At 71.9% G+C, this 13,089-nt stretch carries 13 protein-coding genes; 9 read left to right on the top strand and 4 right to left on the bottom strand.

Annotation, left to right across the window (positions count from 1 at the left end; genetic code table 11):
- Nucleotides 1-125: 125 nt before the first annotated feature.
- From KZ813_RS08410 to KZ813_RS08400, 3 genes are read left to right on the top strand one after another with little or no spacing between them, the layout of a single operon-like run.
- A complete protein-coding gene (locus KZ813_RS08410; protein ID WP_219754512.1) occupies nt 126-644 on the top strand; it encodes a YfiR/HmsC family protein in 519 nt (172 codons plus the stop codon).
- A gap of 2 nt (nt 645-646) precedes the next feature.
- Nucleotides 647-2,692, top strand: coding sequence for a TonB-dependent receptor plug domain-containing protein (locus KZ813_RS08405; RefSeq protein ID WP_219754511.1), 2,046 nt, complete (start codon nt 647-649; stop codon nt 2,690-2,692).
- A 26-nt stretch (nt 2,693-2,718) separates the two neighbouring features.
- On the top strand, nt 2,719-4,500 hold the full coding sequence (locus KZ813_RS08400) for a methyl-accepting chemotaxis protein (protein WP_219754510.1): 1,782 nt from the start codon (nt 2,719-2,721) through the stop codon (nt 4,498-4,500).
- Between the two features lie 219 nt (nt 4,501-4,719).
- Here KZ813_RS08400 and KZ813_RS08395 read toward each other — a convergent pair whose 3' ends face one another.
- Genes KZ813_RS08395 through KZ813_RS08385 form a run of 3 tightly spaced genes read right to left on the bottom strand, consistent with a single transcriptional unit; the run spans nt 4,720 to nt 7,107 of the window.
- Entirely contained in the window at nt 4,720-5,889 is a 1,170-nt protein-coding gene (locus KZ813_RS08395) for a glutathionylspermidine synthase family protein (RefSeq protein WP_308461828.1), read from the bottom strand.
- 8 nt (nt 5,890-5,897) lie between these two features.
- Nucleotides 5,898-6,638 (bottom strand): PspA/IM30 family protein, encoded by a 741-nt coding sequence (locus KZ813_RS08390; RefSeq protein ID WP_219754509.1) that lies wholly within the window; start codon nt 6,636-6,638, stop codon nt 5,898-5,900.
- A gap of 28 nt (nt 6,639-6,666) precedes the next feature.
- On the bottom strand, nt 6,667-7,107 hold the full coding sequence (locus KZ813_RS08385) for a YjfI family protein (protein WP_219754508.1): 441 nt from the start codon (nt 7,105-7,107) through the stop codon (nt 6,667-6,669).
- 88 nt (nt 7,108-7,195) lie between these two features.
- Between KZ813_RS08385 and KZ813_RS08380 the strand changes: the two genes are divergently transcribed.
- The 4 genes from KZ813_RS08380 to pncB all read left to right on the top strand — a co-directional run bounded on the left by KZ813_RS08380 (nt 7,196) and on the right by pncB (nt 10,751).
- A complete protein-coding gene (locus tag KZ813_RS08380) occupies nt 7,196-7,837 on the top strand; it encodes a DUF2491 family protein (protein ID WP_219754507.1) in 642 nt (213 codons plus the stop codon).
- Between the two features lie 272 nt (nt 7,838-8,109).
- The gene (locus tag KZ813_RS08375) at nt 8,110-8,526 is read left to right on the top strand and encodes a DUF350 domain-containing protein (RefSeq protein WP_219754506.1); all 417 of its coding nucleotides are present in this window, start codon (nt 8,110-8,112) and stop codon (nt 8,524-8,526) included.
- Nucleotides 8,527-8,533: 7 nt separating this feature from the next.
- Entirely contained in the window at nt 8,534-9,178 is a 645-nt protein-coding gene (locus tag KZ813_RS08370) for a DUF1190 domain-containing protein (protein WP_219754505.1), read from the top strand.
- A 265-nt stretch (nt 9,179-9,443) separates the two neighbouring features.
- Nucleotides 9,444-10,751: a nicotinate phosphoribosyltransferase gene (gene pncB, locus KZ813_RS08365; protein WP_219754504.1), complete on the top strand. Its 1,308-nt coding sequence runs from the start codon at nt 9,444-9,446 to the stop codon at nt 10,749-10,751.
- A 33-nt stretch (nt 10,752-10,784) separates the two neighbouring features.
- Here the strand turns inward: pncB and KZ813_RS08360 are convergent, their stop codons facing one another.
- Nucleotides 10,785-11,126: a hypothetical protein gene (locus KZ813_RS08360; protein WP_219754503.1), complete on the bottom strand. Its 342-nt coding sequence runs from the start codon at nt 11,124-11,126 to the stop codon at nt 10,785-10,787.
- A gap of 170 nt (nt 11,127-11,296) precedes the next feature.
- Here KZ813_RS08360 and KZ813_RS08355 point away from each other — a divergent pair, with 170 nt between their 5' ends.
- Nucleotides 11,297-12,124, top strand: a complete 828-nt coding sequence (locus KZ813_RS08355) for a diacylglycerol/lipid kinase family protein (RefSeq protein ID WP_308461827.1) — start codon at nt 11,297-11,299, stop codon at nt 12,122-12,124.
- A complete protein-coding gene (locus tag KZ813_RS08350) occupies nt 12,121-12,912 on the top strand; it encodes a metallophosphoesterase family protein (protein WP_219754502.1) in 792 nt (263 codons plus the stop codon). The genes KZ813_RS08355 and KZ813_RS08350 overlap by 4 nt, the downstream gene beginning before the upstream one ends.
- Nucleotides 12,913-13,089: the final 177 nt, after the last annotated feature.

The raw sequence follows: 13,089 nt of genomic DNA, 5'->3' as shown, positions 1-13,089 counted from the left end.
CCGCGGGGGAAACTCACGGGGAAGGTGGGTCGGGGAGACCAGGCCGATCGTGTCCTCACCGCGTCGTTAATCATATGGTGACTCCGCGCGGCTACTCCCGCTCTCGGGCTTGGGGATAAGGTCGCGTGAGACAGTTGATCGGGGCGGCGGTGGTGGCGGGCAGCGCGGTCGCGCCGCTGCCGCTGCAGGCGGAGTTGAACGTGCCGATCGCGGTGCGCGTCGTGTCGTTCCTGCAACCGCCGCCCAGCGGCATCATGCCCGCCGCGATCGTCGTCGCGCCGGGCAACGCCGCCTCGCTGGCCGACGCCGCCGCGATCGAGCGCGCGCTCGGCGGCGGCGCCGCCGCGGGCAAGGCGACGCTGCGCACCAAGCGCGTGCCCGTCACCGCGCTCGACTCACTCGCCGGCTATCGAGTCGCCTTCGTCACCGCGGGCACGCGCGACGACCAGGGCGCCATCGCCGCGGCCGCGGCGCGCGGCTCGGTCGTGACCATCACCTCGGACGACGCCTGCGTCCAGGCGGCGCGCTGCGTCGTCGGGATCGGCAGCGGCGCCCGCGTCCAGATCACCGTCAACCGCGCCGCGGCGCGCGCCGCCAACGCCCGCTTCGGCTCGGCCTTCCTCATGCTCGTCAAGGAGATCTGAGCGTGACCGCGCTCTTTCGCCGCGCGCTCGCGCTCGGCGCCGCGCTCGCGCCGCTCGCCATCGTCTCTCCGGCGGCGGCGCAGGCCGTCGACTATTCCGCGCTCGAGGCGATGGTCGGCGAGCCCGTCACCACCAGCGTGATCGGCAAGCCGCAGCGCGCCTCCGAGGTCGCCGCCTCGGTCACGATCATCACCGCCGATCAGATCGCGCGCTCACCCGCGCGCGACGTGCCGGGGCTGCTCAAGGGCTATGCCGGCGTCGACGTCAACCGCTGGACCGCGGGGCAGAGCGACGTCGCGGTCCGCGGCGGCGTGCAGACCTATAACGCGCGCCTGCTGGTGCTGGTCGACGGGCGCCAGGTCTATCTGGACCATTACGGCCTGACCGACTGGAACCTGCTCGGCGTCCAGCTCGAGGAGATCCAGCAGATCGAGCTGGTGCGCGGCCCCGCCGCGGCGCTGTTCGGCTTCAACGCGGCGAGCGGCGTCGTCAACATCATCACCAAGCGCGGCGGCGACGCCGCCTCGGCGCGCGTCACCGCCGCGGCGGGCGACCATGGTGTCACGCGACTGGCGGGCACCGCGTCGCTGCCGCTCGGCGGCGGGGTGCGCGCCAAGCTGACCGCGGGGCGGCTGCGCGAGGACGAGCGGCGCGTGCCCGCGTCGCTGCTCGCGCCCACGCCGATCGCCGACGTCAGTGCCGACCAGGTCTCGGGCGAGGTCAGCGCACGCGTCGGCAGCGGCGAGGCGGTGGTCGGCGGCGGCTATGCCAGCAACGAGCAGATCGAGTATCTGCCCAGCCAGTTGCTCTCCAACCAGCGCTATCGCAGCAGCAACGTGCACGCCGGCCTGACCCAGGATACCGCCTGGGGCGGCGTGTCGCTCAACGGCTATGTCAACTGGCTGAACGCCGACTATGGCGTCGAGGGCAGCGACGGCCGCTACTCCGTCGGCGCGCCGTTCGAGAACCGGCTGGTGGCGGCGAAGGCGGCGGTGCTCTATCGGCTCGACACCGCCAACACGCTGCGCGTCGGCGGCGAGTATCGTAGCAGCCGGATGCGCGGTCCCGCGCAGTTCGCCGAGACGATCGCCTACGACGTCGGCTCGCTCGACGCCATGCTCGACCTCCACCCGCTAGACCGCGTCGGCATCAGCGCCGCGGCGCGGGTCGACCGGCTGTGGCTCGGCCAGTCCGGCGCGATCGTCCAGCCCGCGCTGGACGACCCCGCCGCCTTCGATCGCGCCTTCACGCGGCTGAGCTTCAACGCCGCACTAGTGGTACAGACCAGCGCCAACGGCCGCGTGCGGCTCAACGGCGGCCGCGGCTATCAGCTGCCGTCGCTGGTCAGCTTCGGGCTCCGGCTGCCGCTGGCGGTACCCACACCGGTGCCGATCGTGGTCACCGGCTCGCCGCGCATGCGCCCCGTGGCGGTGTGGAGCGGCGAACTCGGCTATACCCACGCGCTGGGGGCGACGCGGCTGGAGGCGACCGCCTTCTACACCCACACCAGCGACGCGATCGCCTCGCCCGGCGACGGGCTGGAGCCCAACCTGGAGCTGTTCCTCACGCCCGCGCCGGTGCTGGCGGCGCGCTTCGCCGCGGTCGGCGACTATGCCACCTACGGCACCGAGTGGCAGGCGAGCGGGCGCGTGGCGGCGCTCGACTGGCGCGTCAACTACACGTGGACGCAGACCGACGGCGACCTCGCCGGTACCGCGCTGCCGATCCCCTACGCGCTGTCGCCGCGCGAGACGACCCCGCGGCACAAGGCCAATGTCGCGCTCGGCTACGACGGTGGGCGCTGGTACGCGAGTGGGCTGGCACGCTACACCTCGGCGTCGCGCCAGTTCGCTTTCTCGGCCATGCAACAGCTGCTGCTCTTCCGCGTCGACGACGCGGTCGCGCTCGACGCGCGCGCGGGCTATCGGCTGAGCCGCGCGGTCGAGCTGTTCGTCGCGGGCGAGAATCTGTCGCTCGCGAAGGGGGCTGCGGGCTCGCCGATCCCGGCCGACCGCCGCCTGCGCGGTGGCCTGCGCGTGACGCTGTGAGCCGCGGTCGCGGCGACCGTCCCGGCGTGCTGGCTCCTCTCTCCGCGCTCGCCGATCGCGTCGAGCGACGGGTGCGGCTGGCCGACCGTCCGATCACCGCCAAGGTCGCCGCGACTCCGCTGCTGATGCTGGTGCTGTTCGCGCTGATCGCGGTGCTGAGCGCCACCGCGCTGGTGGTCGCGGACCGCAGCGTCAGCCGCATCGTCCAGGTCGACATGCGCGACCTAGGCCAGCTGAACGCGATCGCGCTGCGCTTCGAGATGGCGGATTCGGAGCTCTACCGCCTGCTGATCGCCAAGGCCGCCGCGCCCGCCACCGACGTGCCGACGCGTGCCGCCAAGGTGGAGCGCGACCTCGACGGCGTCCGCGCCGAGCTGCTCCGTTATCGCGATCGCCACCCCGGCGAGCGCGCCGCGCTGGACGGCATGCTCGCCGACCTGGGCGAGTATCGCGCCACCGTCGGTGTGATCACCTCGATGCTGGAGATCGACTTCGCCAGCAGCGCGGCGATGGTGGCGCCGTTCCGCGACAACGCGCACCGCGTGGAGCAGCGGCTGCGCGCGATGACCCGCGCCGGGGTCGCGCGCGCCGACGCGGGCGCTGCCAGCGCGGTGCTGGCCACGCGCGCGACGCTGCTGGCGATCGTGCTGGTGTCGTCGCTGGCGGCCGCGTTGGGCCTGGCGATGGCCTATCTGATCAGCCGCTCCACGGTGCGCTCGATCACGCGGATCGCCGCGGCGACCGAAGCGGTGCTCGCGGGCGACACGCCCGACCTCGCCGCGCTGCGACGCCGCGACGAGCTGGGGCAGATGGTGACCGCACTGGCGCGCTTCGACCAGCAGCGCGGCGAGGCCGAGCGGCTGGCGCGCGAGACCGCGCGGCTGCACGAGGAGGCACGCCGCCAGGAGCGCCGCCGCGACGAGGAGCTGGCGCGCGCCACGGGCGCGGCCGAGGCACATCGGCGCGAGACGCTGCGCGCGCTGGCGCAGACCTTCGAGGAGCAGGTGGCGGGCGCGATCCGCGAGGCGCAGGAGGCGATGGCGCACCTCGACCGCAGCGCGCGCGACCTGACCGACTCGGCCGGCGGCAATCGCGCGCTCGCGGTCGAACTCGACACGATCGCGCATCAGTTCAGCGAGGAGATGCGCGACGCCAGCGAGGCAACGCGCTCGCTCGCGGGCGCGTTCGAGGACATCGACCAGGAGGTGGAGGGCACCAGCCAAGCGGCGCGCTCGATCAACCGTCACGCCCAGGAGGCGCAGGCGGCGGTGGCGCAGTCGCAGCAGCAGGCGGCGACGATCGAGCAGATCGTCGACGTGATCGACGCGATCGCGCAGCAGACCAACCTGCTCGCACTCAACGCCACCATCGAGGCGGCGCGCGCCGGCACCGCGGGGACCGGCTTCGCGGTGGTGGCGGCGGAGATCAAGTCGCTGTCGAGCCGCACCGGCGCTTCCACCAGCGACGTGCGGCGCACGATCGAGGCGGTGCAGGGCACGATCGGCACGATGGTGTCGAACACCGACAGCCTCGGCGCGCTGATCGCCGGGCTGGACCAGGGAGCGGGGCGAGTGGCGCTGATGTCGCGCGGTCAGGCGCGCTCGATCGACCAGCTCAACGCGCGGATCGGCGAGGTGCGCGAGCGCAGCCAGGCGCTGGCGGCGGCGAGCGAGCGGATCGGCACCTCGGTGCAGCGCAGCCTCGCCTCGGTCGAGCATTTCCGCGACGCCTCAAGTACGCTCGACCGTACGCTGTCGCTGCTGGCGACCGACGCGCAGCGCTTCACGCAGACGCTGCTGGCGGGGTGAGGGGGCGGGAGGCGACGCGGGGCGTCGGACTGGGCGGTGGGGGACAAGGCACCGGTTTGAGCTGAATCCAGCCGCGCGGCCCATAGGGCTCCCTCGCGAACGCCGGCCTATCTGGGTTCCCACCGTCGTGGGAATGACGGGACGGGGCGGGGATGAGGGGGAGACTATGCAGGGCGAGGCCCGGTACACCCTGCCGCCCGGCCTCCCGCCACCCGCCGCTCACGTGATCGCGTGGGGCACGTAGCGCGCGAGGTCGCGCGTGATCGGGCCGTCGTCCTCGCGCATCGATAGTGCCACCGGCTCGTCGCCGACGATCCACGAGCCCACCACCGCGTGCTGGCCGTCGAACACCGGCAGCGGCTGATAGGCCTGGAGGATGTGTCCCTCCTCGCCGTAGCCGCCGGCCAGCGGCGCCGTCGCGTCGCCGTCGCCGGCGCCGACCAGCGCGATGTCCCACCCCTCGCGCGAGAACAGCGGCTTGCGGACGTGGCGCGGGCCGATCGCGGCGACGGCCGCCGCGTCGTCGGCGAAGGCGGCGGGGAGGAGATTGGGATGGCCGCGGTGGCGCTCCCATAGCAGCGGCAGGATGCCCTTGTTCGACAGCAAGGCCTTCCATGCCGGCTCGAGGAACAAGGTCTTGGTCGTCGGCAGCTGCGCGGCATAGGGCTCGCGCAGCATGTCCTCCCATGGGTAGAGCTTGAACAGGGCGCCGATCACCACCGACTCCTCGTCGACGAACGCGCCCTCGGCATCGACCCCGATCCGGTCGATCGCGACGAACTGCGGGTCGAGCCCGGCCTGGCGCGCGACCTCCTCGAGGTAGCGCACCGTCTGCCGGTCCTCGATCGAGTCGGGCACGCTGCTGAAATGGACCAGGCTGCGCGGCGTGAACAGCGTCGCGAACCGCTCCAGCAGCGCGTCGTGGAGGCGGTTATACTGGTCGGCGTCGCCCGGCAGCGTACCGTCGGCGACGCGATCCTCCAGCCACTGCCACTGGAACAGCGCGGTCTCGTACAGGCTCGTCGGGGTGTCGGCGTTATATTCGAGCAGCTTGGCCGGGCCGTGCCCGTCATAGGCGAAGTCGAACCGGCCGTAGAGCGAGGGCGCGTTCGCGCGCCACGACGCCGCGACCACGTCGCGCATCGCCGCCGGGATGGCGAGCCGCTGCATCAGCGAGTCGCTCGCCACCACCTCCTCGACCAGCGCGAGGCAGAGCTGGTGCAGCTCGCCCGAGGGCGCCTCGATCCGCGCCTCGATCTCGTCGAGCGAGAAGCGGTAGTAAGCGCGCTCGTCCCAGTAACGCTGGCCGTCGAGATGATGGAAGGTGAAGCCCATCGCGCGCGCGGTGTCCTCCCACCCGGGACGTTCGCCGCTGAGGACCCGCTCCACCCCGCCGCTCAGTCGCGCGACGTGTCGCGGCTGCGGTCATCGAGCCGCAGCGGCGTGCCGCCGTCTTTCGGCGCCGCCAGTCGCGCGAGGATGTCGTCCGCGCTGCTCGAGCCGGGCAGCAGGCCCGCGGCCTGGAGCTTGGCGTCGAGGTCCGCGCCGGTGCGCATGTCCTCCAGCTCGGCCGAGGCGCGGAACTTCTCCTCGCGCACCGCCTGCCGCTCCTTGAGCCGCTTGAGGCTGTCCGCGGCCGAGCCGAGCTGCGACGAGGCGCCGCTGGTGTTGGCCGCGATCGCCGCCTGCGCCTGCTGCACGCTCTCGTTGGCGCGCACCACGTCGACCTCGCGGCGGAGCGACTCGATCTTGCCGTCGCCCGACTTGATGATGCCGCGCATCCGGTTCTCGGCGGCGCGCATCTCCTCGACCTGCGGGCGCTTGCCGCCGAGCTCCTGCTCGATGGTGGCGAGGCGCTGCGCCACCTCGCGCGCCAGGTCCATGTCGCCGCGCGCCATCGCGGCGCGCGCCGAGGCCTCGTACTTCTCCTGCTGCGCGGCGAGCGCCTCGATGTCCTTCTCGATCAGGCGGCGCTTGGCGGTGAGCGTGGCGAGGTCGTCGCGCGCCTTGGCCTGCGCCGCGCCGGCGTCGCGGATCTGCTGGTCGAGGATCGTCAGCGCGCGCGCGTCGACCACCGACTGCCCCGCCTCGTGCGCGCTGCCGCGTACCAGGGTGACGAACTGCTTCCACATCGACATGACGTATCGGTCCTTGAGGGAATGAGGGTCAGGCGGCGGCGAAGGCGTCGCGCAGGTCGGCCGCGGCGTCCAGCGCGTTCTGCGCCAGCACGCGCAGCTCGATCAGGATCTCGCGCTCGCTCGATTCGATCGAGAGCTCGCCGATCAGCTCGTAATATTCGCGCCCGTCCAGCTCGGTGATGGCGAAGTTGGAGAGCGGCACCATCTTCTGCGCCTTGAGCAGGAAGCGGTTGAACTTGTCCGCCTCGGGCTGCTCGTCGACCGGCCACAACAGAGTCGAGACGACGATCTGCTCGCCCGCGCAGCTGACGAACACCGCGAGATCGCCGTGGTCGTGCATCGTCACGCGCAAGACCGGCTCGGCCGACTCGATCCGCTCGACGCTCAGTTCCTCGCCCGAGTTCTTGCCGTGCGCGCCGAGCGCGTCCGCCAGGCGACCGATCGTCCATACCCGCGCCGTGTCGCTCACCGATCGCTGCTCCTGCCGTTGTCGCCTGCTTGACACCCCCCGCAATAGCCCGCACCCGTGGGCAAGGAAAGGCGCGACGGGTGAGGGCATGATCTTCGGCAGCCTCTTCGGCGGCGGGCGCGACGACGCGGCGCGACCCAGCGTGGCGGTGGTGCGCGACATCACGATCGGGCGGATGGTGCGGCTCGACCCGCTGGCGTGGCGGCGGCTGTCGGGCGGCGTGTTCACGCTCGACCGCGACACGCTCGAGATCACCGCGCAGGGGCTGATCAAGCTGGACGACGGCGGCTATGTCCACCGCTTCTACACCGACGATGAGCTGATGCTCCAGGCGGTGAGCCAGCAGCCCGACGGCAGCGACGCCGACGATTTCACGCTCTTCCGCCCCTGGTCGTCGACCTATGCCAGCGGCGGCTGGGACGACGCCGCCTTCCGCGAGCGGATGACCCGGCCCGAGTGGGTCGAGGGCGGGCTGCCGCCGTTCCGCCGCTACTGGTACGAGGGCGACGACCGGGTCCAGCCGCCGGTGCAATTGTGGGAGGCGCTGTACTACGAGCGCGACGGCGCGCCGGTGAAGCATATCCGCCAGCAGTGCATGCTCTACGCGCGCGACCTCGCGCCCGAGGGGCAGGAGCTGCTGCTCACGGTGGCGACCAGTCCCGAGGGCGGCGACACGACCCACGACATCATGGTGGGGCTGCCGCTGTCGCCGGCGGAGTTCAGCGCGTGAGCGGGGCCGCTCCTTCCCTTTACCCTTCCGTCATCCCCGCTTCCTTTCGTCATCCCCGCTTCCCTTTCGTCATCCTCGCTTCCCTCCCGTCATCCCCGCGAAGGCGGGGATCCAGACGCGCGGACGTCCGCGATGGAGCCGCACCGTCAGCGTTTATGGATCCCCGCCTGCGCGGGGATGACGTGGGTGGGAGAGTGCGGGGCTAGTCTCCGGCACTTCGCTCAGCCTCTCCTTCCACCTTCCGCCCCGCCACTGACCCGGGAGACGCCATCGTGACGCTCGACCTTCCTGCCTATCTCGCCGGCGCGGGCCATTTCCTGCTCGCCTTCGGGCTGGCCTGCGTGCTGCTCGCACTGTTCAAGGCGATCTACCAGAGATCGACGCCCTACGACGAAGGCGCGCTGGTGGCGCAGGGCAACGTCGCCGCGTCGCTCGCCTTCGGCGGCGCGATCCTCGGCTTCGCGCTCCCGCTCGCCTCGGCGCTGAGCGAGACCAGCGACCCGATCGAGTTCGTCGCCTGGGGGGTGCTCGCGGGCGCGATCCAGGTGCTCGCCAGCCTAGTGGTGCGCCGCGTCGTGGTGCGCGACATGGTCCGCCGGCTCGAGGAAGGCAATGTTGCCAGCGGCGTCTATGCCGCCGCGACGTCGATCTCGGTCGGGCTGCTCAACGCCGCCAGCATGACCTATTGAGGTCGTCATGACCGACTCGATCGCCCCGCGCCGTCGCCTGCGCTCCGCCGCGGCCGGCCTCTCCGCCGCGAGTGCGCTGGCGATGCTCTCCGCCTGTGACCCGCAGCCGAGCGACGAGCAGGTCTCGCGCGAGCGCTACGGCGCGCCCACCGAGGTCGCCGCGTTCAAGAGCGTCGACGAGTGCAAGGCGAGCGGCGCCTTCGCGCAGGTGACCTGCGAGGAGGCCGCCCGGAACGCCGCCGCGGAGGACGGCAAGACCGCGCCGCGTTTCGCCGACCGCGACGTGTGCGAGGACCAGTTCGGCTCGGGCAACTGCCTCGTCCGCAACGAGGGCGGGCAGAGCTTCTTCGTGCCGCTGCTGACCGGCTTCATGATCGGGCGGCTGCTCAACGCGCCGGGCTACCGCTACTCGGGCCTGTACCGCAGCGGACGCGACGACCGTTATTACACGCCGGGCGGCGCGTGGCTGTACGGCGGCGGCTATGGCGGGCGTGGGTATAATTACCAGGTCGGCTCGCGCGCGGTGACCGCGCCGGTGACGACGCAGCGCATCCAGACGCGCAGCTCGGTGGTGTCGCGCGGCGGCTTCGGCGGGCGCGTCTCCGCACGGTCGAGCGGGGGCTGGGGCGGGGGGCGGTCGTTCGGGGGGTGACGTGACCGAGAGACGGGCCGCCGGCCGATCGTCTATGACGGGCGCGGTCGCTTCTGCCCTCCGTCGTCCCGGACGTGTCCCGGGATCCACCGGTCCGCGAGAGCAGCGGCATCGGCGCATGCGTTAGGCTGGATCCCGGGACAAGTCGGGGACGACGGAGGAGGGGGCGGCGCCGCGGCGTCCCACGACCGCGGTCGGCGGCAAAGGGGCGCGCCTTCCAGGCACCCCCTTTCATCGCCGACCCCGCACCGCTTATGCCAGCGGCATGACCACCGTCACCGACATCGCGACGCGGACCTACGACCACAGCTTCCGGCTCGACCCGATCGTCCGCAGCCTGCTCGACACCGACTTCTACAAGTTGCTGATGCTGCAGATGATCCGCCGCCTCCACCCGGAGACGCGGGCGACCTTCGCGCTGATCAACCGAACGCGCACCGTCCGCCTCGCCGAGGTGATCGACGAGGCCGAGCTGCGCGCCCAGCTCGATCACGCGCGCACGGTGCGCTTCGCCAAGAAGGAGCTGATCTGGCTGGCGGGCAACAGCTTCTACGGCGAGGCGCGGATGTTCGCGCCCGACTTCCTCGCCTGGCTCGCCGCGTTCCGCCTGCCCGAGTACGAGCTGCGCCGCGTCGACGGCCAATATGAGCTGACCTTCGCGGGCAAGTGGTGCGAGACGACCATGTGGGAGATCCCCGCGCTCGCCATCATCAACGAGCTGCGCTCCCGCGCCGCGACGCGCGACCACGACCGCTTCGCGCTCGACGTGCTCTACGCGCGCGGCAAGGCGAAGCTGTGGGACAAGGTCGACCGGCTGCGCCAGCTGCCCGACCTCGTCATCTCCGACTTCGGCACGCGCCGGCGCCACGGCTTCCTGTGGCAGCGCTGGTGCGTCGAGGCGCTCAAGGAGGGGCTGGGCGATCGCTTCATCGGCACCTCCAACGTGCTGCTGGCGATGGACGCCGACCTGGAGGCGATCGGGACGAACGCGCACGAGCTGCCGATGGTCGAGGCGGCGCTCTCCGCCGACGACGCGGATCTGGCGGACGCGCCCTATCGCGTGCTCGCGCAGTGGCGCCAGCATTATGGCGGCAACCTGCTGATCGCGCTGCCCGACGCCTTCGGCACCGCGGCCTTCCTGCGCGCCGCGCCGGACTGGGTGGCGGACTGGACCGGCTTCCGCCCCGACAGCGCGCCGCCGATCGAGGCGGGCGAGCAGATCATCCGCTGGTGGCAGCAGCACGGCCGCGACCCGCGCTCCAAGCTGCTGATCTTCTCGGACGGGATGGACGTCGGCTCGATCGAGCGCGTGTACCGCCACTTCCACGGCCGCGTGCGGCTGAGCTTCGGCTGGGGCACCAACCTGACCAACGATTTCCGCGGCTGCGACCCAGACGGCGCGGGCGGGCTTGAGCCGATCTCGCTGGTGTGCAAGGTGACCGAGGCGGAGGGCCGCCCAGCGGTCAAGCTCAGCGACAATCCCGCCAAGGCGACCGGGGCGAGCGTGGAGATCGAACGCTACCTGCGCGTGTTCGGCGCGAGCGGCCGGCTCGCGCAGCCGGTGCGGGTCTGAGTGACGGCCGTCGGTGGTCGCGGGAGAGCCGGCTCAATCGTCGATGCGGAGGGAGTAGATCTTGGGCACGGTCGGCGATGCCGTCCACGGTGCCCAACCGCACCCGTCGACCCACGCGTCGACCGGCTTGCCCGTCGCCAGCGCGGTCATCGCGAGGCTGAGATAATAGGCTTGGTTCTTCATCTCGTCTGGCAGGGTCAGCACGCCCGCGCCGGCGCACTTGTCCGGATTGGCGAGCGCCTTGTCGAAGGTGATGAAGGGAACACCGCTTTCCACCTGAACGGCGATGATCTTGGAAGACATGATAGAGAGACCGGTCGCCTCGCAGGGGGCGGCGGCGCACGTCAGGGCGAGCGACGACGCGAACAGGGTCACGACCGATCGTCCCATCACATGAGCCCCCGCAAGATAAAAACCTCGCACCCTGTATAGCCGAGACACCGGGCAGATTGGCCCGTCAGCGGCGACACCGTCGACCCGAACTGGCTCCTGTCACGCCGGTGACGCATAGGAGCGATAGCCCCGCGTGATGCGAGCATCACGCCGTGACTGAGCCGCCGCTGCCCCGCGTCTGGCTCGTCGTCAACGCCGCATCGGGCTCGGCGCAGGCCGCGCTCGGAGCGACCCTCGCGGCGCTCGACCGCCATGCCATTCTGGTCGGTCGCACCGACTTCCCCGCCTCGTCGCTGCCACAGCCCGCCGCGCTGGACGCCGCGGACGCGGACACGCTCGCGGTGCTCGCCGGCGACGGCACGATCAACGCCGCCGCGCGCGCCTATGCCGAATGGGACGGCGCGTTGCTGATCCTCCCCGGCGGCACGATGAACCTGCTCGCCCGCGCGCTTCACGGCGAGGCCGATCCCGCCACGATCGTCGCCGCCGCGCCCCGGGCATCTCGGGTCGCGCTGTCGATGGTCGCGGCCGGCGAGCATCGCGCGCTGGTCGGGCTCATCCTCGGCCCGGCGGCGAGCTGGAACGCCGCGCGCGAGCGGCTGCGGCAAGGGCGCTGGCGCACGCTCGCGCGCGCGATCTCGCACGCGTGGCAGCGCTCGTGGCGCGACCGGGTGCGGCTCGACGGCGTGCCTGGCGCGGCGCAGGCGGTGTTCGTCCGCGCCGAGGCGGAGCGGCTGGTGGTGGTCGCGGTCGAGGCGAGCGGCTGGGGCGCGCTCGCGGGTCTCGGCCGCGCGTGGCTCGGCGGCGACTGGTCCGCCGCGTCCGCGGCGACTCGGGTCGAGCGCACGCGGCTGCGCGTGCGCGGGCGCCGCCCGGTGACCGCGCTGGTCGACGGCGAGCCGGTACAGCTACCCGCCGCAGCCGAACTCCGCGTGGCGCGTTCGCGCCCTATCTTCCTGACGACCAAGGCCGAGGCATGACCAAGCTGTTCCATGTGAGCGATGTCCATTTCGGTGCCGAGGATCCCGAGGCGGTGGCGTGGTTCCGCGACCTGGTCGCGCAGGAACAGCCCGACGCCGTGATCATGACCGGCGATCTTACGATGCGCGCCACGCCGGGCGAGTTCGAAGCGGGCGGCGCCTGGCTGCGCTCGCTCGGCGTGCCGGTCACGCTCGAGGTCGGCAACCACGATCTGCCCTATTACTGGGATCCGATCCGACGCCTGTTCTCGCCCTACTCGCGCTACGCCGCGGTGGAGCGGATGATCGAGAAGCCGCTCGATATCGCGGGGATCGCCGTGGTGCCGCTCAAGACCACCGCGCGCGCGCAGTGGCGCTGGAACTGGTCCAAGGGCCGGGTGAGCCGCGGGTCGCTGCGTCGCACGCTGGCGCTGGTGGCGGAGGTGCCCAAGGACCATCTCATCTTCGTCGCCGGGCACCACCCGCTGATCGAGGGCGGCACGCGGGGCACGGCGAAGACCAGGAACGGCGACGTCGCGCTGGAGGCGCTCGCGGAGGCGGGCGTACATGCGGTGCTGTCGGGGCACGTCCACGATCCGTTCGACGTCCCCTATGAGCGCGACGGCTGGACGCTGCGGCTGATCGGCGCGGGCACCCTGTCGAAGCGCACCCGCGCGACTCCCCCGGCCTTCAACGAGATCCGCGTGACGGGCGATCGCTTCGAGACGATCGTGCGCACGCTATCGCCGCAGCCCGAGCGGGCGATCAGCAGCACGGTCGCGGCGGGGCGGGGGCAACGGGGCCGCTAGAGTCTGATCCACCGCCATGAATCCGTGCTCCGGCGGACGCCGAAGCCCAGGGCCGCCGGCATGACGGGACTCCTGCCCGCGCGGGAGCACGCTCTCGCGGCAGATGGGACGGATCATGTACCAAGGTCGCAGCCGTGCCGCTCTCCACCGTCATCCCGAACCGTGTCGAGATGACAT

The sequence above is a fragment of the Sphingomonas folli genome, assembly GCF_019429525.1.
In the GTDB taxonomy this organism is placed as follows: Bacteria; Pseudomonadota; Alphaproteobacteria; order Sphingomonadales; family Sphingomonadaceae; genus Sphingomonas; species Sphingomonas folii.
This window is presented reverse-complemented; position numbering and strand designations above follow the sequence as displayed.

Coding starts and splice junctions, on each gene's coding strand:
- KZ813_RS08390 (WP_219754509.1), bottom strand. CDS start 6,638: ATGTCGATGTGGAAGCAGTTCGTCACCCTGGTACGCGGCAGCGCGCAC.
- KZ813_RS08350 (WP_219754502.1), top strand. CDS start 12,121: ATGACCAAGCTGTTCCATGTGAGCGATGTCCATTTCGGTGCCGAGGAT.
- KZ813_RS08370 (WP_219754505.1), top strand. CDS start 8,534: ATGACCGACTCGATCGCCCCGCGCCGTCGCCTGCGCTCCGCCGCGGCC.
- KZ813_RS08380 (WP_219754507.1), top strand. CDS start 7,196: ATGATCTTCGGCAGCCTCTTCGGCGGCGGGCGCGACGACGCGGCGCGA.
- pncB (WP_219754504.1), top strand. CDS start 9,444: ATGACCACCGTCACCGACATCGCGACGCGGACCTACGACCACAGCTTC.